This is a genomic window from Microcoleus sp. PH2017_05_CCC_O_A (assembly GCF_020738785.1).
Classification (GTDB): domain Bacteria; phylum Cyanobacteriota; class Cyanobacteriia; order Cyanobacteriales; family Microcoleaceae; genus Microcoleus.
This window is the reverse complement of record NZ_JAEQCB010000070.1, coordinates 16,129-37,251: the sequence shown is the minus strand read 5'-3', so window position 1 is coordinate 37,251 and position 21,123 is coordinate 16,129. Positions and strand designations below refer to the sequence as shown.

Genomic DNA, 21,123 nt, shown 5'->3' with positions numbered 1-21,123 from the left:
AACTACACAACCACCCCTTCAATCTTCTCATCAGTTCATTCATATAGCCTTTCTCAAAAAGATGAGGTATGACTGACAGCTTATATAACCGCTTAAACGTATAGAGTCCTCTTACCAACAACGTTCGCTAATCTTTCGCTAGATCCGCTATACAACTCCCATAACTGTCGCAACTTACGATCGCAAATTAAATAATTTACAGAACAATAAACTGGATATTAAAGGCAAAGTTGGTAAAATCAACTAATCTCAGAAATTCACAGGCAAGATGCCTTTAAACAGTTGACAGTTGACAGTTGACAGTTGACAGCGAAGTGATAAAAGCGGAGATTTAAACTCCGTTCTTATCACAATCTGCCTTCATGCTGGGGCTTCAAACCCTTGCTATTCGGTGACACTGATAGAGAAGAAAAAAAAATAAACTTCTTCTATATCTTTCTTCTTTTCTTACTCATCCTTCGCGCCCTAGCGCTTACGCGCGGCTTCGCCTAACGCGCCTTCGCGGTTCGTCAAATATGTTTTATTTCAGTAACAACAGATTAAAATAATCAAACCAATCCAAACACAGCCATATATAAAACCGTGAATCGACTTCCGCCCGCAATAATTATCCTAGGTCAAAACAGCCTAGCGATCGCCAAAACAATCTCCAAAGTCTTCCCAGGTTCCCAGATTTACGGTTTAGTCGATCGCACATCCGACACAGATATCAACTTTAGCAACTTCGGCGAAACCTTGCGAGAACTATTCGCCACAGAAACCCCAATCATCGCCATCTGCGCCGCCGGAATCATCATCCGCACCCTCGCCCCGCTGCTGTCAGACAAACGCGCCGAACCCCCAGTCTTAGCCGTCGCCGAAGACGGAAGCGCCGTTGTACCGCTGCTAGGAGGTTTGCACGGAGTCAACGACTTGGCCAGAGAAATTGCCGCAGCCCTCGGCGTACAACCCGCCATCACGACGACGGGAGATATCCGGTTTCGCACGGCGCTGCTGAGTCCTCCCCAAGGCTATTATTTGGCGAATCCAGAGGACGCGAAGACTTTTATTTCAAATTTGCTCGCTGGGGCGAAAGTACAGCTAGAAGGGGCTGCTAACTGGCTTTCCGAGAGCAATTTGCCGTTAGCGCAGCCCGCCCCTACGGGGGCTACGCCAACGGAGAGGATCGCCCCCGAAGCCAAATTAACCATCCGCGTCACCGAAAAAGCCATTGTACCGACGCCCGACTGTTTAGTTTACCACCCGCAAATTGCAGCATTTGCACTTACAAATCTATCCTATGTTGAGCCGGAAATAGCAATTTCCTACGTGCAGCAAATCTTAGAAAACGCAGATTTAGCAGCAGCCTCGGTTGCCGGATTTTTTGCCTTAAAACATGATATGGGAAATCCGACTTTAGAAGCAATTAGCCAATTTTTTAAAGTGCCAGTCCGTTTTTTGAATCTTCCCGAACTTGTGGAATTCGACACAGTTAAATTAATACAATATAATTCCAGTTTTGATGTCACCGCCGCCCAAATTAGCCTGACAGCAGCGGGTGCAAACAGTCAGTTAATCGCATACGATCGCACAAACGCCTTTAGTTGCGCGATCGCACTTGCTACCGAACCGATCGATCCAAGTGCGATCGGCGTTAGTCGCGGCAAACTGGCGATCGTCGGTACGGGCCCCGGAGGCGCACCCTGGATGTCCCCGGAAGTTAAGGAAATTCTGCGGGAAGCCACGGATTGGGTGGGTTACAAGTTCTATCTCGACTTAGCCGGAACTCTGCGGGAAGGACAAAACAGGCACGATTCCGACAACCGGGAAGAGATCGATCGCGCGCGTTTTGCTTTAGATTTAGCAGCATCCGGTAAATCCGTCGCCGTGGTTTCGTCGGGAGATCCGGGGATTTTTGCGATGGCTGCGGCGGTGTTTGAGGCGATCGACTTTGACGCTAAACCCGAATGGGAAGGCATCGACATTCGGGTAGCACCGGGGATTTCTGCCATGCAGGCGGCCGCTGCTGCGATCGGAGCACCTCTCGGGCACGATTTTTGTGTGATTTCGCTTTCGGATATTCTCAAGCCTTGGGAGGTCATAGAACAGCGGATTTCGGCGGCTGCTGCTGCGGATTTAGTTATGGCATTCTACAATCCAATCTCGAAACAGCGGGTTTGGCAATTAAAAAGGGCGATCGAGATTTTGTTGGAAACTCGCGATCCTAAAACCCCAGTTGTATTGGGGCGAAACCTCGGGCGATCGGGCCAATCCGTGCGCGTTTGTACTCTTGGCGAATTCCAGCCGGAAGATGCGGATATGAGAACTTTAGTAATTGTCGGTTCGAGTCAAACTCGGATTATTCCTCGGAAATTTGGAGATATTTGGGTTTACACACCGCGCAGGTATGAGAAATAAGAAAAAACTCGGCGGTTGAAACCGCTGCTATACAAACGATGTCCGCCTCCGCGGACTAAAGAATCTGGCATATTGACGCTATAGCGCTATTGACACTAAGTCACTAAGTAGCTAAAATTGCTATAGAACAAAGCTGGCATTAGTGTCACTCTAGAAACAGTGACACCAGTACAGGTTATGAACGATACCGATAAAGATAAGCCAGTCAAGCTCTGCTTTTACTGCGATGACGATTTGCGATCGCGCTTTCGATGGGTTTGTGCTTACCAAAATGCTTCTATGAACCAGGTTTTATTGGAACTCGTAGAAAACTGGCTTGCAGAAAACACCCCAGAAATCAGCAATAAGAGCCCATCTAAAAACGAAACCTCGCCAAAGTCAAAGCCCAAGCGGAGTAAAGCAGCAAAAACTGAGGAAATAAGCAAATGACCGATCGCCTAGACCGAATTGAGGCTATTCTTGAACAAACCGCGCGATCGCAACAACAGTTTGCCGATCGCATTAACCAGTTTGGCGCATCGCAACAGCAGTTAGCGGAGTCGCAACAGCAGTTAGCGGAATCGCAACAGCAGTTAACCGATCGCATTAATCAGATAGCCGTACAACAGCAGGAATCCCAGCAGCAAATCAGCCTGTTAACAGGAAAAATTAACTTGTTAACAGAAAGAACCGACGCCCTAACTTCTGCTGTTACCAAAATATCAGAAATTTTTGCCATCGACGTTGCTGAATTCAAAGCTAACTTTATGGCTGTGGAACGCCGGATAGAACAAATTGAAGAAAGAATTGAGCAAATCTGGCAGTATCTATTAGATCAGTTGCGTAGTCGCGGCAACGGAGGCAGTTAGATATCGCTTTTCTCAGGTAGATGAGCAGTTGAAAGCGATCGCCTCTATTGTAATTAGCAAGCGATTCATACTATTACTTCTCTAGCTTTTTTCACCTTATCTCTAAGTTGAGCTAATACATCATCTGCATTGAGCAACTCACCGCGTTGCGCCTGTTCTCGTGCTATATCGATTTTCTTCCGAGTTTCTTCAACCCAAGCTAAATAGTTTGGGTTGTTGCTGCTATCGGATAAAGTAATGTCGTCAATTAATAACAGCAAAGCTGTGTTAATTGCTTCTTCAAGAGAGGAATATTGACCGTGCTTTACTAAAGCTTCAAGGACTTGGGTTTGATCTGGACTCAAGGTGATTTGCATTGTGACCTCTGATGGTGCAAGGGTTGGACAATACTTTTACTGTATCTCATTTTATGAATTTGCGATCGGGCTGACGCCATGCTTCGCGCCGATTCGATTGCACTCAATTACAGTCTCTCGCCACCGAATCATTAAACCTTCCCCAACCATGAGTGGAATGGGCGTCCCGCCCGTCCTCCACCAACTAATTAAACCTTCCCAAACCATGAGTGGGATGGGCGTCCCGCCCGTCTTAATTCTGACAATAAGACATGAAACAGCTTAATTCAAAGATGCCATTCTCACCTTTACCAGAAAATCATTAAGAGCAACCTTTGCGTTAGGATTTGACGGTAAATGACTGGTAAAACTTGCCTCTTCTAATACATTGATTAGCCGATCGCGCTCCTGGTGATAAAATGCAATATCTGTATCCTCCAGCACCGACTTTTCCGCCCCAGCCAGCTTGCGAGCAATCAAATCGGGAATATACGGTAACTGGAACTTCTCATTAAGTTTAACCAAATTCGCCTCAACTTGCCCCGTTTGCATCAAATGAATCCCCGCCAGCAACACCCGGTAAACGTACAGCAGCGGCTTAACCCGACGCGGGCTTTCTTTCTCAAACAATCGCCATTGAGTTTGAGCAAAACCGAGATAGTGGTGGCTGTGGTGCTTGGTAATGCAGTTCGAGGCGAGAGCCTTTAACTCCTCATGTTCCTCGCTACTGTAAACTATAAGCGGCGAATACAGTTGCTCCAACACATAGCCGTTGCGCTTCAACAGCAACTCCAGAAACTTCTTGATATCGTGAGTGACTAAATCGAGTTCCATCTTCTCCCGAACTTCCGAAACTTCGATTGTTTCGTCTCCAGAAATCAGTCCGATTACTTTTGGTAGCGGTAAGATATGAACTCCCCGCAAGTCGAAGTCGGAATCTGCGGAAGGAAAACCGTATAAGTGCGATCCGCTGACAGTCGCAAACAGCAGCGGGTAAGGTCGATCGGAGATAATCTTGACTAATTCGGAGATGTATTCTACCATAATTTTTCAAAATTCACACATAAAAATCATCAATTCTTTCAGTCCGCGGAGGCGGACTTTGTTTGTGTAGAAGCGATTTCAATCGCCGAATTATAAATCAACTCCCGATCGCACTTTGACGCGATTTAATCAAAAACAGATTAGCCTGCTCGTAATTAGGACGTTCCGGTAACTTAGTTTCTGCAAAAGCGCGATCGAACTCTACGTGCAAGCTCAACCGCCAGCGATTCACCTCATCCCAGGAGATTTCCTGATTGCGGATTGATAGCAATTGCGATCGAAAATCCTGCACCCGCACCGGCACAAACCCCTCCTTGAGTACCGTAATTCCTGACAACAGCAAGCGAATCAAGTGCATCGCGTGCTTCCAGCGAATTTCCCCAGTATTGCGGAGGTCTTGCTCCATCTTTTTAAACTGCGACAAAACGTAACTATTGTAAGTTTGATAAACCAGTTGCGACAGAAAGATTTCGCGAATTTCCAGCAATTCGGCTGCTACAGGAGAAACAGTTTCTACCAAAGGCGTGTACAAACATTCGAGTACATTGGGATTAGCTTTTAGAGCCAAAACCAAAAACTTTTGCAGTTCCCAATAGCATTCTTGATCTTCCTTATTTTCCAATTGTTCTGGAATGCCATAAAGCGACCAATGAAGAATTGCCGACGGCTGGTAAATTCCGCGCCTGTCTGTATCAGATTGTTCGTTATCCAAACCGTAAGCTCTCGAACCAACTATGCAGCGGTAAATTACAGAATCGTAGAGGTTGTATTCGGCGAGAAAATCTCCTCCTGACTCCAATCCTTCGCTTTGAAACTGCTTGCGAATGCTGAATTCGTGTCGCCGCAGACTAATTTGTGTTCCGTCTGGCAATTTGACTAAATATGCGTGGGAATTGTCTGTAGGCGATTTGACAATCACACCTACTGCGCCTTGTTTCCAAGATTGGTCGCCACCGGGGTTTTTGACCTCAATCTTGGTGACAATTTGGGTTCCGGCGGGCACGATTAGGTTGAAATTTTGAGGAAGATTGGGGTTTGTCACGAGGAAACCTCCTGCGGAGACACGAGCTACAATCTTATTGTAGCATATGTGTAGTATAAAAAGAGGGGGGTTTGGGCGATCGCTGGGAGCTTACAGCCCGTGCTACGGCAGTTTTGGCTGTGTTGAACAGTGTCTTCAGATTGACCAGGATGAGGTTTTTTATCAGTCGCGCAGGTTACAATGGAGAGGTTGCTGAAGTTAGATCGTATTATGGAGATATAAGTGCGGGAGTTGATTAGTTTTATAGATAGATGAACAATGAAAGTTAGAGAAGTTATTAAAATGTTAGAAGATGATGATTGGTATTTAGCTAGAACAAGGGGCAGTCATCGTCAATTTAAACACCCAGAAAAGGCTGGAACTGTAACTGTGTCAGGTAATTTAGGCATTGATATGCCAATTGGTACGCTTAAAAGTGTTTTGCGACAATCTCAACTAGAGGAGGAAGATTAATGCGTTATGCTGTGGTAATTGAAAAAGGTCAAACTAGCTACGGTGCGTATGTTCCCGATTTACCTGGATGTGTAGCTGTGGCTGAAAGTTTAGAAGAGGTGAGAAATTTAATTAAAGAGGCGATCGCATTCCATATTGAAGGACTACAAGAGGATGCTTTTCCGATTCCCGAACCTGTCTCTATTTGCGAATATGTTGAAGCTTAAGCTAAACGTCAATTACTCTTTATTTCCAGTTTGTTTCTCATTCTCCGCTCCGATAAGCTGCAATTTCTTCGGCAATTTCTTCATCAGTTAAAGGACTATCGGCGTGTAAAGCCTGAGTTTCTTCACATAAGTTGTTAAAATCTTCAGCTAAAGCTTGTCGGTGCGGATCGGGCTGATAATTATTCTTAAGTTCCAAGCTCGTTTTAATTTTTTCTGCTAGTAACTCTTGTGCAGGTTTTCCTGAAAGAATTTTTACTACTTGCCGAGGTTGATTAAGATATTGCTTTTCTGATAAAGCTTTTAAAGCATCAGTAATTACCCGATCTGGGGTTGTATATTTCCCTGTTTCTAACAGTTGTTGCAATAACTTTTCTTGTTCTGAGTTCAGAATTATTTGGATCATAAAGTTACCTCTATAAATAATCTCAAGCCGTTTGATACCTGTAGGGGTGAAGCATTTGGGCGACAATTTATGTTGAAAACCTGTAATTTTATTCCCAAATGCTTCACCCTCCAACCTGGCTCGCACTCCGACAGAATATTTTATTGTTTGGAGATGTCTAATGAGTCACCATAAATTTTGAATGGGCAATACAGGATTTGAACCTGTGACCCCTTCCGTGTGAAGGAAGTGCGCTACCACTGTGCTAATTGCCCGCAGATAACTATCATAACATACTGACTCCCCATTGGCAACTAAAATTTCCCAAAAAAATCAGCCGCTGGTTTCGGAGTGAAAACTCGACACAATGTGCGATCGCCCAATTGTCGATCGCACCTCACCATCAATCAACCACCCACCAACCCGCCGCAGGCCCAACAAACCGCACCACAATCCACCAACCCACCAACAGACTAATCCCCGCCCAGCTTCCGCGAGATGTCCACTTCAGAAAATCTTCGCTTTGAGTTTTCGTAATTGGTAGCCAGGGATAGATACGCTCTTCTTTACCGTATCCATCGCCGATCGACTCTTTACGACGCTTAGATTCGCCCATAATTTTTGTCTACTAAATTAGATTTCAATTCGATAACAACCAAATTATACGCCAACAGGTCATCTCAAGCCTGCGTCAACCAAGTCGTATCCAAATAATCAATCCTTGCAAACGGACTCAGCGCCGCTAAAATTTGCTGTCCGTAACTGCGGTGAATCACCCTACTGTCAAAAATCGCCACAACCCCCTGACGTTCTCGCACCGGCGCGATCGCCCTTTGCAACTCATTCAACGCCGCCGGTAACAAATACAACCGAAACCAATCCCTCCGCTGCTCCTTATAAAAAGCCACACGCGCCGTCACCAAAGGATTCTCCAAAGAAGGTAGCGGCAAAGTTGCGATCGCCAGCAAGTGAGGCGCACTCAACTCACCCTGATGTTCCCGCCAAAACTCCCATCCAGTCACCAAAATCGCATTGTCGCCCACCTCGGTTTTTTCCACCTGCACCCGAGAACCGAACTCAGAAGCCAAAATCGCCGCCATCCGAGCCTTCAGCGGTACATCGCCCACAATCAGCACAGTTAAACCCGCCACCGACGCACTCATCAACAGCAAAGTCCGAATTTCTTCCATTAAAACACCCTGAAATTCCGGCGTATTCGGCAGCGGCAGCCAGTTGGGAATGTACAGTTGAATTAACTCATTTTGTCGATCGGGCGAAAACTTCACACTCGTCAACTCAGGCAATCCCATCATTTGCCGGAAGATCGGAGCCTTCTGTTCCACATCCACCGCCCCCCCAATCAACACCACAGGCACGGCAGACCAAATTTTGCTCAAAACCTCGGCCACCTGCACCGGCGCACAGAACAGCGAAAATGACCCAGCAGAGCGATGAATTTGTGCCCACCGCAGTTTCCCGTTTGTGTTCCACCGCTGCCAAAAATTGCTCCAAGCAGGCGGAATCCCAGGGTTTTGCTCGATCGTTTCAAACAGCCCTTGCAAAATATTTTGCTCTGCCGTTTCCAGCAAATAGCACTCATCAGGCTTAGCTGGATGCTGAAACACAGCCCGCGTTAGCAACACCCGCGCTTCTCGAATTGCATCCGCCAGCATTGGGCCAGATTCCATTAAATCATTCCAGTCAGCGGGTTCCAAACCCACCGTCAATTGCTGTCGCGTCCAAACTTCCAAATCATCCACACCGTCGATAATTGTCGGAATATTGTTGTGAAGTTGCGAATTTCCTGCCAAGCGCGCCGCCAGCCAAGACTGCGGATCTGCTAGCATCAACCCTCGTCCCGCGGCATTATGGGAATAAATCTCGATCCTCTTCGAGGGCTTCGCTAACGGGCGCTCAGTTTGCAGCCACTCTTGCAATCGCGGAATTTCCACCATCTGCAAATGTTCCAGCAGCGGTGTCGGCGCCACTAAAATCACCGGATCCGGCCACATCAAAATCGGCATCAAATAGCTGACTCGATACCGCTGTCGGTAAGCGGACGCCGGCAGCCCAGTTTGGATCAGAGCGCTGCGCCCCAAGCGCAAAGCCCGCGCCACCAGTCGCGCCATCGTTAAATGGTGGGGCCAGCGCGGCTCGGAGTGCGATCGCAAAAAGCGGAGCAGCGAATTATGGACTTCTACCTCAATCAATCGATTTCACTGTTGATATTTCTCAATCAAGATAATCAAAACTTGCCAGAAAATCAACTACTTTTTGACCCACAGCCAAACTAAATTTACTCTCCTGATTATTTCCACTTCGCCGACCAAAATCCTGATGAGACTGCACGGTAAAACTCTCCTGCCCCGAACTAATTAAAATAGTTTGGGTAGGTGACTGAAAAAAGTTTGTTTCCTGAGAGACATTTATTGTTGTTTCCAGCATTTTTTTCACATCAGTTAAATTAGCCATTGCTGCATTCAATGCTTTAGATAACTGTATTATCCGTTTTTTTTCTAAATTTTGATTTGCGATAGTTTTGCCAACCGCCACCACATTTTTCTGAGTTTCCAAGGCATCCTTAAAAGGAACAATCGCTAAAAAAGCTGCTGGCAATAAATGCTCGTCGCTATCAAATCTAAAAGTCAGAGTTGTCCGGCGATAGCCCACTTCTATATTGGGAGGACGGCTCATGGCTCCGTAATGCCTAGCTATTTCGCTATAGGCTGTTGCTAAAATGCCGTTGGCTGAGTGGTCTAAAAGTGCGTCAACCACAATTCGCACTAACCCCGGCGTATGATTTAAAAACTTTCTCGCTTCAGACGACGAATTAAATTGTTGCACCAAACTGCGATCGCCTGCGGGGCTGATGTCAACCCACTGGCAATTAATATCATCTGCAACGATACCAAATCTGGGTACCAAATACATTTTTGCCCCAGTTAAAGTTGCCCCGGTCAAATCTGCGCCCACCCAATCTGCGTTAATCAAATTGGTTTCTGTCAAATCAGCGTGAACCAAACTAGCATTGGCTAAATTAGCATTTCTTAAATCTGCTCCGCTGAGGTTAGCTCCACTCAATTTAGTATCACTCAGATCGGCGCCAGTGAGGTTAGCTCCGCTTAAATCCGCCCATTTGAGATTAGCTCCGCTCAAATCAGCACCGCTGAGATTCACCTCCTGCAAAGAAGCTTGTCTCAGATCGGCATTGCTCAAATTGACGCCGTTAAGTTCTGCCTTCATCAAATCGGCGCCGTGCAAATTAGCGTCTTTAAAGCTAGCTTCTTTTGCTGAAGAACCTCTAAGATTTGCACCGGAAAGATTCGCACCAGACAGATTAGCTTGTGTCAGTTTTACCTCTCTTAAGTCTGCTTCAGTCATGTTAGCGTTACTGAAGTTAGTCTTGCTAAGTTCGCAGCGGACTAATTCTCCTCTAATCAGAGATGCTCCGATTAATTGAGCTCCCGTTAAATCCGCTCTGACTAAGTTTGCTACGTTGAGACTAGCTCCGTTTAAGATTGCCCGCGAGAGATTGGTGCTGCTGAGTCTAGCCACATTCAGGTTAGCTTCACTCAAGTCAGCTTCGCTCAAGTTAGCGCCGCTGATGTTGGTGACAAATAAGCTAGCCTGCCTTAAAATTGATTGGCTGAGGTTGATGCGACTGAGATTAGCTTCATTCAGGTTGATTCCTGTGAAATCTCTGTCGCCTTCTGTGTATCTTTTGACGAGTTCAAATCGCTTGAGAAGTTCTTCTGCTTCCATTGTTTTTACCTAGCTGAAAGGGCGATGGACTAACTTTTATGTGGCATTAATATAAAAATAAATAAATTTATATTATTTACTCACCAAGCTGATAAAAGCTTTTGACAAATTCAATCACCGTATTTAGGGGCGGGGTTGTAAATCTTTGGGCTTTAATTGCCGGCCCGATCGAGGTTTTGTTGACTCCCGGCAAATTGGTCAAGTTTCTGCCAAAGTCTGGGTGATAGTGAACCATCAAAGTTTCGGCGCTGGAGTTGGCCAGTATGGTTTGGGTAGGCGATTGAAAAAAACTCGACATCGGTTCGCGATCGAGGCGAATCGGCTGCATTTTCATTTCCCCTATTTTTCTAATTGTTTTGGTCATGGCGACGTTCAATTGCACTACCAAATTTGAAACTCTGACGCCTAGATTATTGCCGTTTTGGGGTTGAATCATCTTGATCAGAGTAATGAGATTTTTTTGAGTAAATGCCGCGTCGCTAAAGGGAATAATGGCAACAAAAGCTGTGGGAAATAGTTGATCGTCCTGCTCTATTCTAAATGATATGATTGTGCGCCGCGAATTAACTTCTATGCTGGGAGGATTGCTCAAACCCGAGTATTGACTGGCAATTTGGCGGTAGGTAGCCGCGAGGACAAAGTTAGCGTCGGGGTCGAGCGGTCGATCGACAATAATTTGCACTGTCGGCGGTGTAGCATTAAAAAACCGTTGAGATTCTTCTGGGGTAAAGCGCTGAATGTGACTGCGATCGCCGTTTGGGCTCAGATCCACCCAATCGCAGGTTATATCATCGGCTTTCAGATTAAACCTCGACACCGCGTAAATTTTTGCCCCAGTCAGGGCCGCCCCCGTCAAATCTGCGCCCACCCAATCAGCGTGAGTCAAATTCGCTTGAGTCAAATCCGCGTGTACCAGAGTAGCGTTCAACAGGTTGACGTTGCTCAAATTTGCCCCGTACAAGTTAGCCCCGCTCAATCTCGCTTCATCGAGGTCAGCACCAGTCAAGTTGGCGCCGCTGAGGTCGGCCCACCGGAGATTAGCGCCTCGCAAGTCAGCGCCGCTGAGGTTGGCTTGAGACAGATTAGCTTGTCTGAGTTCGGCATTGCATAGGTTCACTCCTCGCAAGTCTGCCCTGCTGAGGTCGGCTCTGTGCAAGTTAACCCGTTCCAAGTTCGCCGCTGTCAGACAAGCGCCTCTCAGGTGAGCCCCGCTGAGGTCGGCTTGCTCTAGATTGGCTTCTCTCAGGGTGGCTTCTCTCAAATCTGCTTCGCTCAAGTTGGCACCGCTCAAGTTGGCACCGCTGAGGTCAGCTCGGATCAGCTCGGCTCTGATCAATGTAGCTTCGACGAGTTGGGCTTCGCTGAGGTCGGCCCGAATCAAGTTAGCCACGTTGAGGATAGCGCCACTGAGGTTGGCTTTGTTGAGGTTGGCAGCGCTGAGTCTAGCAACATTGAGTTTAGCTTTTCTCATGTTGGCCTTTGACAGATTGGTGCCACTCAGGTTGGTGAGGCTCAAGATTGCCTCGCTGAAATTAGCCCCACTCAGATCGATCCTGCTGAGATTGGCTTCGCAAAGCAGGATGGCAGTAAAGTCTCTTTCTCCTGCTGCATATTTGGCGATGAGTTCTTCCGCGTCCATGCTTTTGACTTTCCCTGATGTGTTAGGTAGAACAAAGCTTTGTTATGCCAACCTTTAAAATAGAATAAGCATTTTTTGTAACTTCATGCAATATGCCTAGACATCTATATTGTGGAAGCCTTTTATAAAATCCAAAATGCTGGCGATATTAGCTTGACCCAATTTTGTGCTTTCAGTTAACTTGCCTGCGCTGGAGTTGCTGGGATCGTATTTTTTAATCAGGCGCTTGCCGAAGGCTGGGTGGTGATATACGCTGAGTCTTTGGTCGCGGGAGTTGATTAAGAGCATCTGTGTAGGAATTTGAAAAAAATTGATGCTTTCACCGATTTTGGGAAAAGAACTGGAAATTTTGATTTGGTCTACTTTGCTGATAGCTTGGTTGAGAGCTTTGCTGCATAACTGGACGTGTTTGGATTCTTTGACGCTAAGTTTGCCTGCATCGTGGGATTGAATCATTTTCATCAAAGCTATCAGGTTTTTCTGAGTTGTAGCGCCGTCGTTAAAAGGAATAATGGCAACGTAAGCGGTGGCAAATAATTTATCGTCGCTGTCCATTTTAAAGGCGAGTACGGTGCGCCTGGAACTGACTTCGATCGTGGGCGGCTGACTTAAACTCGGGTATTGTTGGGCAATTTGGTAATAAGTTGCAGCTAGGGCAAAATGAGCGCCTTGGTCTAAGGGCGAGTCAATTACAATCCTAACTGTGGGCAAGCTTTCGTGAAAAAAATCGTGGGTTCCTCCGGAGTTCAACCAGTAAATTTGACTGTGGTCGCCGTTGGGACTCAGGTCAACCCACTTGCAGGTCATGCCTTCGGTTTTGATGCCGAGCCGCGAAACTGCGTGGAGTTTGGCTCCGGTTAGGGTGGCTCCGGTTAAGTCGGCTCCCACCCAGTCGGCGCGGATCAGATAGGCGTTTGACAGGTCGGCGTGAACTAAACTGGCATTGAGTAAGTTGGCGTGGCAGAGGTCGGCTCGGCTGAGGTCGGCGCCGCTCAATTTGGCTTCGCTGAGGTCGGCCCAGCGCAGGTTGCAGCCGCTGAGGATGGCCCAGCGCAAATTGACGCCACTGAGGTCGGCTCCGCTGAGTATGGCTTGAGTGAGGTTGGCTTGTCGGAGTTCGGTACCTCGCAAGTCTGCACCGCTGAGGTCGGCTCGGCTGAGATCGGCGCCTTGGAGGTTGGCTTGTTCGAGGTTGGCTTCTGTCAAGGACGCACCACTGAGGTGAGCGCCTCGAAGGTTGGCTTGAGTGAGGTTGGCTCCTCGGAGCGTGGCTTCGGTGAGTGTGGCGCCGCTGAGGTTGGCTCCGCTGAGGTTGGCTCCGCTGAGTTCGGCTCGAATTAGCTCGGCTCTGATCAGTTTAGCTCCTGTGAGTATGGCTTTTTTGAGGTCAACTCGCACTAGGTAGGCGACGTTGAGGTCGGCGTCGGTGAGGTTGGCGCCGCCGAGATGGGCGCCGCTGAGTCTGGCGATGTTGAGTTTGGCACCGGTGAGGTTGGTTTTGCTGAGGTTAGCTCCGCTTAGGTTTGCTACACTCAGATTCGCACCTGTGAGGTTGGCTCCGCTCAAGTTGACGCCGCTGAGGTTGGCCTCAGTCAGGTTGATTCCGGCAAAGTTTCTTTCTCCGGCGGCATATTTTTTCAGGAGTTCCTCGACTGTCATGGGGGCGGCACCGTATCGAAATATCCCCATTTTATTGCTATTGACACTCCCCGCCGTAAAACGGACGGGGATTCTTAAGAGATTTTCACCCTTAATGGCTGTGTCAAACAGCCTCTAGACAGTCCGGTAAAACCATTCTGCTTACTTTTGCGACCAATATTTACAGATACATTTAACCCGGTAAATCTAGGACTAAGCCCAAACTTACTGTGTATGGCAAGATAGAGAAAGCTGCAAGCTCTCCCGTCAAGGAGGTATCTCTCAAAGCTTTCAATAAAATATTGAAAGCGCCATTTACATCTCTGTCCAGAGTGTGTCCGCATTCTGGACATTTAAATTTCTTAGACCCACCTAATTTAGTGTGAATATGCCCGCACTTTGAACAAGTCTTGGATGTGTATTCTTCGGTCACGTCTACTACAATACAACCAGATTTGGATGCTTGATGCTTCAACATTTGTTTGAACCTATAATGGCTCAAAGTGACCAGGGCTCTAGCTGTTTTTGTCGCTAATTTTCGTTTCCCCTTTTTTACCATCTGCTGCGTTTCAAAAGTCGGCAAGAAAATAATTTTATACTTGGTCACCAAGTATTTAGCAGCCTTCTTGTGTAACTCGTTGACTAAGTTTTTAATCTGAATCCGAATCTGGGTCGCTGACTTTCTCAAGCAATACCTCAATCGTTTGAATTGTCCTCCTTTGTGCAGCCCTATTCTTGACATCAATTTGTCTAAATGTCTTGCTAGTCGGTAGATACGACCAATATCATTCTTTCCTACCTCCAAGATATCACTGCCGTCAAAACCAGTCAAAAACGTTCTAACGCCAGGGTCTAAGGCGATAGCTAAACTGCTTTCGTTTTGCAGAGGCTTTGCGGTATCAACTGCATAGCATATAAACCATTGCCCATTGATTAGTGACAGCGTTGGCTCATGTTCCATTACATCTGCAATTGGTTCGGATACTTTAAATGATAATCCTTTGGTTGCTTGCGGGTAAAAAGTCCCAGACTTCCAGTTACTGACTTGAAACCTGATAGTCTGGGAACGGTCAAATCGGCTTCTAAATTTGGCGATACCCTTTGACTTTTTAGCAGCTTTGTGTGCCTCAAAAGCTTGGAATACTGCCATTTGTCGTGGGTTGTAAGGTTGCTCGGACACCCAGATTGGAGCTGAGTCCATAATCTTTTTTCTGAGATCGTACTTGCCAATCTTTTCTGTTTTCAGGATAGCAATTGCTTGATTGTAACACCATCTACTTGCTGCAATCCAAGTCCTCCATTTCGCTGCTAGCTTGGTTTCTGGGTAAACTCGAATCTTCTTTGATAGTAGATTTGTATTTACCCCGGGAGTAGATTCGGCAACTAAAGACGTGGATGATGGCAAGGATATGTTCAACCATTTCTCGTTCACAAGACAGCTCGTTTCTACTGAGAACCATGAGTTGGCAATTGTTTTGCTCGCAGAGCCATTTGATGAGGTCGCTACCAAACCTTGCGAGTCTGTCTTGGTGTCCAACCACAATTGTTGAGATATTTCCTGACATGACTTGTCCCAAAAGGGCAAGCAGTGCTTTTCTTTTGAAGTTGAGTCTACACCCGATGTCTTTAAAGACTTTGGCTTGCGGGTAGATATTTTGGAGGTAGCTGACTTGTCGTTCGAGGTGTTCTCGTTATTTGTAGCTACTGACTCTTGCGTAGATGGCGATAACTCGGTTGTGTCCTGTTCCGAGAACGCTGTCAATGTCCTAGCGTCGTTGGTTGGAGGGGGTTCTGATTGCTGATATTTGTCGGCAAGCTCCCAGTTTCTAAGAGTTTTCTCTGAGACTTGCAGCATTTCGCAAGCTTTTCGCGGCGTGACATATTTGATCATCGCTGGTAATATTTTTTACTCTTGATATATACTGCCTGATTTTGACGCTATTTTCCAGGACTTTATGGGAAATTGTTTACTTTGTGACAACAGCCGCTTCTAAAAACCTACAGAAATCTGTAAATCAAACTTAGCGGTCTATGTTTTGCCTAGAGCGAGTGCTATAGCCTTTCTCACATTCATTCGCGGACAAATCTTGACCTAAAAAGCTTTACACTGTAAGGTTCCAGCATATCTTGGCATACCTCATCTTTCTGAAAAAGGCTATATATGTTTTCCTTTTTGCTCAGGTTGGCTTACTCTTCCCAGTTAGAGACTGCCTTGATTAGCAGAGGACTTGAAATATTTGGTTTTTTGAGGATCAGTTTGAGCCAAGTGTTTTTTTGTGGTTTTCACACCCAGTAAGCTTTAGCAACCCGCACTAATCAAGCGTTTCCCCAGTTTATCACAATTATTGTTGGTTTTCGTCAAATTCTGAGAAAATCTAGACAAACCTCTGTATTTTGGCAACTGCCTAAAACGCCACATTGTAAAGGTTTTTGCTAAGGCGGCACAACTCACGCAGAGCCAAAAACTCAGCTTTATTTAAATTGCGAATTTGGTTCTTTTGAGTCAGGTACATAGTTGACCTTTCGCTACATATTGTATTATAAAGCGAAAGTTGCTATTAATCCTAAAATTTTCTTGTCAAGCCGTCAAGCGAAGGACGGGGTTTGAAACCCATTTTTTCTGATGAATATCGGTATCGTAGGACTTGGTTTAATTGGTGGCTCGATCGCTCTGGATTTACGATCGCGCGGGTTTAATATTGTTGGGGTTTCGAGTCGCCAACAGACTTGCGATCGGGCGATCGCAAGAGGTGTTGTCAATGATGCCAGCATACACCTGTCTTTGATGGCAACAGCGGATTTGGTTTTTATTTGCACGCCGTTATCGGCGATCGAGCCGATCGTCCAAAAATTAATTCCCCATCTTTCCCCTGATGCGATTGTAACCGATGTCGGTTCGGTAAAAACTCCCATAGTCGATGCTGTGTCAGCTCTGTGGCCGAATTTTGTTGGGGGACACCCGATGGCGGGGACTGCTGAAAGTGGGATTGAGGCGGCGGTGAGGGATTTGTTTGTGGGGCGGCCTTATGTGGTGACTCCGACTGCACAGACTCCGGCGCAGTCAGTGGAGAAGGTTGAGGAAATTGCGCGGTTGTTGGGTGCGTCGGTTTATCGGTGCGGCCCTCAAGAACACGATCGAGCTGTGGCTTGGATTTCTCATTTGCCGATAATGGCTAGCGCGACGCTGGTGGCTGCGTGCGATCGAGAGGGCGATCGAGATATTGTGAATTTAGCGCAAAATTTGGCGAGTTCGGGTTTTCGGGACACCAGCCGCGTAGGGGGTGGCAACCCCGAGCTGGGAGTGATGGTGGCAAAGTACAATAGAGAGCAATTATTGCGATCGCTCTCTATTTACCGCGACAGTCTCGACGAGTTGATGGGCGATATCGAAGCCGAAGATTGGCAAGCTCTCGAACAGAAGCTGAAGCTGACTCAACAAGCCAGAGATAATTACCACTTGTGATCCCAAAATTGCTGAAAACTGTCCCCGTCTCGATTATGATTTGTGGACGCCTCTATATTGAGTTTCAATGTACACTTATTCTCGGCTCAAGCGGGTTTTACTGGGTGAATCTCTGCCCACCAGCGCATCTGTTCACGAACGGCTGAGCAACGCTACAGGGCTAGCTGTTCTTGCTTCCGATGCACTTTCGTCTGTGGCCTACGCTACTCAAGAAACTCTGCTGGTGCTGTTACTAGCCGGGAGCAGCAGTTTGAGTTTATCGCTGCCTATTTCGGGAATTATTGTTTTACTGTTGGCGATCGTGGCGCTGTCTTATAGACAGACAATTAAAGCGTATCCCAACGGCGGTGGCGCTTACATTGTGGCGCGAGAAAACTTGGGTATTTATCCCGGTTTGATCGCAGCAGCTTCGCTGATGATTGACTACATCCTCACCGTAACAGTCAGCATTTCCGCTGGTATTGCCGCCTTGACTTCAGCAGTTCCCTCCTTGCTGCCCTATACCGTTGAACTGTGCTTAGTTTGTATTGTCCTGATCATGTTTGCCAATCTCAGGGGACTGCGGGAATCTGGCAAGATATTTATGGTTCCCACCTATGCGTTTATCGTGGGCATTTTTATCTTGATTGGTTCGGGTTTATTCCAACAAGCAACAGGTCATGTTTTGCCGGCCTTAGAAAACATTCCAGCTAAGGAACCTTTGGGATTGTTTCTGATCGCGCGCGCCTTTGCGGCGGGCTGTACAGCCCTGACTGGAGTTGAAGCCATATCGGATGGAGTGTTGGCTTTTAAGCCTCCTGAATGGAAGAATGCACGCCTAACTTTAACTTATTTGGGAGTAATTCTGGGATTTATGTTTTTGGGCATTAGTTACTTAGCCCATATTTATCAGGTGATTCCTAAAGAAAACGAAACGCTCCTTTCTGTGTTAGGAAAAGATATTTTTGGAGTCGGCATATTTTATTACTATTTGCAGGCTGCAACTCTGTTGATTTTGCTGTTGGCTGCGAATACGAGTTATGCAGATTTTCCGCGACTTTGTTATTTTTTGGCGCGGGATGGGTTTTTGCCGAGGCAGTTGTCGCTGTTGGGCGATCGCCTAGTTTATTCTAATGGCATTAATCTGCTCAGCCTCTGCGCGGCTCTGTTAATTATCATCTTCCGAGGCGATACCACCGCAGTAATTCCGCTGTATGCGGTTGGAGTTTTCACTTCTTTTACTCTGTCCCAATTTGGAATGGTGATTCATTGGTTTAAGGAGCGAGGTAAAGGTTGGCAAGCTAGTGCTGCGATGAACGGTATTGGTGCAGTGGCAACAACGGGGGTTTTGGCTGTAATTATTGCGACAAAATTCCTGTTGGGAGCTTGGGTTGTGGTAGTCACTATTCCGATTGTAGTCAGTCTGTTTTTAGCAATTCACCGGCACTATCGGTATGTAGCGGCTCGCTTGAGCATTCAGGGAATAGAACCTATATCTTATCCTCCCAGACCTAAAGTTAAGCTGGTGAAACATCCGGCGGTGGTGTTAGTTGGCCAGTTGCACCGGGGAACTTTTGATGCCTTGGATTACGCTCGTTTAATTGCTGATGAGGTTGTGGCGGTTCACGTAGATATAGGTTTGACAGATAGAGCAAAACTGCAAGCGGCTTGGCAAGATTTGCAATCTGACATTCCCCTAGAAATTCTGGAATCGCCTTACCGTTCTGTTGGTGAGGCTTTAACTCACTTTTTGACTTTGTTTGAAGAGCAACGCCCGGGAGTTTTCTTAACGCTAATTATTCCGGCTTTTGTGACGATAAATTGGTGGGAGGGACTGCTACACAATCAAACTGCTTTCTTTTTGAAGGCGGCTTTGCTGGCTAAAAAAAGTCGGGTTGTGACAACGGTTAGATATTATCTGTAGCGTTTCTGGTATAACAGTGCGGTACGCTTGGGTAATTGGTAATTGGTAATTGGTAATTGGTAATTGGTAATTGGTAATTGGTAATTACTCGATCGCGTACCTCACAAAAATTGAGAATCGCTAAGAAAGCGGTTGACAGATAAAAAATAATGTGCCAGGATCGACATAATTAGAAAAGTTGCCTTCAACTTGTCTCTGAAAAGATTGCGGCTGCTGAACCAAAGTCTTTTACTAACTACAACATCTCTTCAATTTGTGGGGGTTGCACTGCAACCCGCAACAGACTATTTATGCAGCAGCCAAAAAACTTGAACAGGCTTTTGCGAGCTTTGTCTCGGCAAGGTCTTGATGTGAGTTACGACAATCAAGTCTACTCGATTTGTCTCAATAGTTCTCTGAAAGAAAACTGGCAAGATGCCAGTTCCACAACAGAAAACAGTGAAAATGTTTTTGCTACAAGAGATAACTGGCAAGATGCCAGTTCCAAGCAGAAGTTTTGCTTCCAGAAGGTTTTCCGGTGGAAGCAAAGGCGCTGAAACAGTTAGCAAATTTGGCGAATGTCCGTCACCCTCAAGGTGGTTGTGTTTGTCGCGCCTGCGCCACTCCAGACTTCCATCCGGGGGATGCGGGAGTGGCAATTGGTTCGATCGTCCAAACTGACAAAATGGTGATTCCGGCGGCTGTCGGCTCCGACATTAACTGCGGGATGCGCTTACACGTTGCTGATTTGTCTGTCGAACAATTTCTGGGAAAGCGCGATCGATTTGTAGAGTTGATGAAAGGCGATTATTTCTTCGGTACTCGCGATGTCAGCATGACTGCAAAAACTGCCCGCGCGATGTTCCAACACGGCATCCCCGGATGGCTGGATGGTATGCTGGATAGGGCAATGGGCAGCGCAGCAAATTCGGATTTCGAGCAGTTGGCGCAAGAGTGCGATCGCACTTTCGGAGGCGGTTCGATGAATGGCGATGTCAAATGGGCGCCGGAAGAATTAGTCCCAAATGACGGCACTGTCAGGGATGGCGGGTTAGGTACCATCGGCGGTGGCAATCATTTTGTAGAAATTCAAGTGGTTGAAGAAGTTGTCGATCGAGCTACGGCCTATACTTGGGGAGTTCGATCGGGACAAATCGCTTTTATGATTCACTCCGGTTCGCGAAATGTCGGCAAATACATCGGCGGTATGTGGCGCGATCGAGCTTGCGAAGCCTGGCCGAAAACCCTAAAATACCCTGAATCCGGGCTGTTTCCGCTGTCTGTCGAAGCCAATCCCGAACTTGTGAGCAGCTACCTACAAGCGGAAGCAACGGCCGCCAATTATGGTTTTATCAACCGCTTGTTGCTAGCAGAACTTCTGCGACTGCGTTTGCGACAAGTTTTCGGGGATATCGAAGCTCCTTTAGTTTACGATTTGCCTCACAATATTACCTTAGCTGAAGGTGACGGCTGGGTGACTCGCAAAGGCGCTTGTCCCGCACATTCTGGCCAGCCTGTAATTGTACCTGGTTCGATGGGTGCGCCGTCTTATTTGCTAATTGGTTTGGGAAACGATCGATTTTTGCGATCGGCTTCTCACGGTGCGGGCAGGGCGCGATCGCGTTTCGATCTCAGTCGCGAAGGTGCTGACAAAACTGAAGCAGCTTTGGGATTAACTGGCGTAGATTGCATTACCTTACGCGAAGAACGTAGAATCGAAGAAGCACCGGCCGCTTACAAGCCAATTCAACCAGTGATTGACGTTCAGGTGGAGGCACAAATTGTGGGGATTGTCGCTAAAATGAAGCCAGTATTAACGTTTAAAGCCTAGGCTGATTTGTCGGTTCTCAAAAACTGGTTTTACGAACAGGCTAGAAGCCTGTTCCACCAGAAAATTCCAAAGATTGTGGAATGGGCTTCTAGCCCGTTCCCTCAGAAAAAATCAAAGATTGTGGAATGGGCTTCTAGCCCGTTCCCAAAGACAATTTCAAAGATTGTAAAATGGGCTTCTAGCCTGTTCCAGCAGAAAAAA

21 protein-coding genes and 1 tRNA gene are annotated in these 21,123 nt (G+C 46.8%); 10 read left to right on the top strand and 12 right to left on the bottom strand.

The features are described from left to right. The first annotated feature begins 582 nt into the window (after window positions 1-582). From cobJ to JGK20_RS17355, 3 genes are all read left to right on the top strand, one after another. Window positions 583-2,397, top strand: coding sequence for a precorrin-3B C(17)-methyltransferase (gene cobJ, locus JGK20_RS17365; protein ID WP_293212989.1), 1,815 nt, complete (start codon window positions 583-585; stop codon window positions 2,395-2,397). 177 nt (window positions 2,398-2,574) lie between these two features. Further along, on the top strand, window positions 2,575-2,826 hold the full coding sequence (locus tag JGK20_RS17360) for a plasmid partition protein ParG (RefSeq protein ID WP_293185086.1): 252 nt from the start codon (window positions 2,575-2,577) through the stop codon (window positions 2,824-2,826). Further along, window positions 2,823-3,245, top strand: a complete 423-nt coding sequence (locus JGK20_RS17355) for a hypothetical protein (protein ID WP_293185088.1) — start codon at window positions 2,823-2,825, stop codon at window positions 3,243-3,245. Before JGK20_RS17360 ends, JGK20_RS17355 begins: the two co-directional genes overlap by 4 nt. A gap of 65 nt (window positions 3,246-3,310) precedes the next feature. Here the strand turns inward: JGK20_RS17355 and JGK20_RS17350 are convergent, their stop codons facing one another. The 3 genes from JGK20_RS17350 to JGK20_RS17340 form a co-directional block, all read right to left on the bottom strand. Further along, the gene (locus JGK20_RS17350; RefSeq protein ID WP_293185090.1) at window positions 3,311-3,601 is read right to left on the bottom strand and encodes a hypothetical protein; all 291 of its coding nucleotides are present in this window, start codon (window positions 3,599-3,601) and stop codon (window positions 3,311-3,313) included. 261 nt (window positions 3,602-3,862) lie between these two features. Next, the gene (locus JGK20_RS17345; protein WP_293231529.1) at window positions 3,863-4,624 is read right to left on the bottom strand and encodes a nucleotidyltransferase domain-containing protein; all 762 of its coding nucleotides are present in this window, start codon (window positions 4,622-4,624) and stop codon (window positions 3,863-3,865) included. Between the two features lie 97 nt (window positions 4,625-4,721). Further along, complete coding sequence (locus tag JGK20_RS17340; RefSeq protein ID WP_293193095.1) at window positions 4,722-5,666, bottom strand: nucleotidyltransferase domain-containing protein; 945 nt, start codon at window positions 5,664-5,666, stop codon at window positions 4,722-4,724. Between the two features lie 258 nt (window positions 5,667-5,924). Between JGK20_RS17340 and JGK20_RS17335 the strand changes: the two genes are divergently transcribed. Beyond that, window positions 5,925-6,119, top strand: coding sequence for a type II toxin-antitoxin system HicA family toxin (locus JGK20_RS17335; protein ID WP_293185094.1), 195 nt, complete (start codon window positions 5,925-5,927; stop codon window positions 6,117-6,119). After that, a complete protein-coding gene (locus tag JGK20_RS17330; protein ID WP_293185095.1) occupies window positions 6,119-6,325 on the top strand; it encodes a type II toxin-antitoxin system HicB family antitoxin in 207 nt (68 codons plus the stop codon). Before JGK20_RS17335 ends, JGK20_RS17330 begins: the two co-directional genes overlap by 1 nt. 37 nt (window positions 6,326-6,362) lie before the next feature. On the opposite strand, the gene JGK20_RS17325 is transcribed toward JGK20_RS17330, so the two are convergent. The 9 genes from JGK20_RS17325 to JGK20_RS17285 all read right to left on the bottom strand — a co-directional run bounded on the left by JGK20_RS17325 (window position 6,363) and on the right by JGK20_RS17285 (window position 15,398). Continuing rightward, window positions 6,363-6,728 (bottom strand): hypothetical protein, encoded by a 366-nt coding sequence (locus JGK20_RS17325; RefSeq protein ID WP_293185097.1) that lies wholly within the window; start codon window positions 6,726-6,728, stop codon window positions 6,363-6,365. Between the two features lie 182 nt (window positions 6,729-6,910). Continuing rightward, window positions 6,911-6,982: transfer RNA gene (locus JGK20_RS17320), tRNA-Val, on the bottom strand. A 128-nt stretch (window positions 6,983-7,110) separates the two neighbouring features. After that, complete coding sequence (locus JGK20_RS17315; RefSeq protein WP_293185099.1) at window positions 7,111-7,323, bottom strand: DUF2839 domain-containing protein; 213 nt, start codon at window positions 7,321-7,323, stop codon at window positions 7,111-7,113. 64 nt (window positions 7,324-7,387) lie between these two features. Beyond that, window positions 7,388-8,917, bottom strand: coding sequence for a helicase C-terminal domain-containing protein (locus JGK20_RS17310; protein WP_293231525.1), 1,530 nt, complete (start codon window positions 8,915-8,917; stop codon window positions 7,388-7,390). A 22-nt stretch (window positions 8,918-8,939) separates the two neighbouring features. Further along, a complete protein-coding gene (locus JGK20_RS17305) occupies window positions 8,940-10,469 on the bottom strand; it encodes a pentapeptide repeat-containing protein (protein ID WP_293220414.1) in 1,530 nt (509 codons plus the stop codon). Window positions 10,470-10,545: 76 nt separating this feature from the next. Continuing rightward, window positions 10,546-12,108, bottom strand: coding sequence for a pentapeptide repeat-containing protein (locus JGK20_RS17300; protein ID WP_293185102.1), 1,563 nt, complete (start codon window positions 12,106-12,108; stop codon window positions 10,546-10,548). Window positions 12,109-12,204: 96 nt separating this feature from the next. Then, window positions 12,205-13,767: a pentapeptide repeat-containing protein gene (locus JGK20_RS17295; RefSeq protein WP_293185121.1), complete on the bottom strand. Its 1,563-nt coding sequence runs from the start codon at window positions 13,765-13,767 to the stop codon at window positions 12,205-12,207. A gap of 172 nt (window positions 13,768-13,939) precedes the next feature. Then, window positions 13,940-15,082 (bottom strand): transposase, encoded by a 1,143-nt coding sequence (locus tag JGK20_RS17290; RefSeq protein ID WP_293231532.1) that lies wholly within the window; start codon window positions 15,080-15,082, stop codon window positions 13,940-13,942. Further along, window positions 15,021-15,398: a recombinase family protein gene (locus JGK20_RS17285; protein WP_293185124.1), complete on the bottom strand. Its 378-nt coding sequence runs from the start codon at window positions 15,396-15,398 to the stop codon at window positions 15,021-15,023. Before JGK20_RS17285 ends, JGK20_RS17290 begins: the two co-directional genes overlap by 62 nt. A gap of 971 nt (window positions 15,399-16,369) precedes the next feature. On the opposite strand from JGK20_RS17285, the gene JGK20_RS17280 reads away from it, so the two are divergent. From JGK20_RS17280 to JGK20_RS17260, 5 genes are all read left to right on the top strand, one after another. Then, the gene (locus JGK20_RS17280) at window positions 16,370-17,209 is read left to right on the top strand and encodes a prephenate/arogenate dehydrogenase (protein ID WP_293193099.1); all 840 of its coding nucleotides are present in this window, start codon (window positions 16,370-16,372) and stop codon (window positions 17,207-17,209) included. 67 nt (window positions 17,210-17,276) lie between these two features. Continuing rightward, on the top strand, window positions 17,277-19,112 hold the full coding sequence (locus JGK20_RS17275) for an APC family permease (protein WP_293231523.1): 1,836 nt from the start codon (window positions 17,277-17,279) through the stop codon (window positions 19,110-19,112). 290 nt (window positions 19,113-19,402) lie between these two features. Then, window positions 19,403-19,648 carry a hypothetical protein gene (locus JGK20_RS17270; RefSeq protein WP_293231521.1) on the top strand — a complete coding sequence of 82 codons (246 nt, stop codon included), beginning with the start codon at window positions 19,403-19,405 and terminating at the stop codon, window positions 19,646-19,648. Next, window positions 19,609-20,922: an RtcB family protein gene (locus JGK20_RS17265; protein WP_293231518.1), complete on the top strand. Its 1,314-nt coding sequence runs from the start codon at window positions 19,609-19,611 to the stop codon at window positions 20,920-20,922. The genes JGK20_RS17270 and JGK20_RS17265 overlap by 40 nt, the downstream gene beginning before the upstream one ends. 6 nt (window positions 20,923-20,928) lie before the next feature. Further along, on the top strand, window positions 20,929-21,123 hold a 195-nt coding region (locus tag JGK20_RS17260), incomplete at its 3' end, for a hypothetical protein (RefSeq protein WP_293198306.1).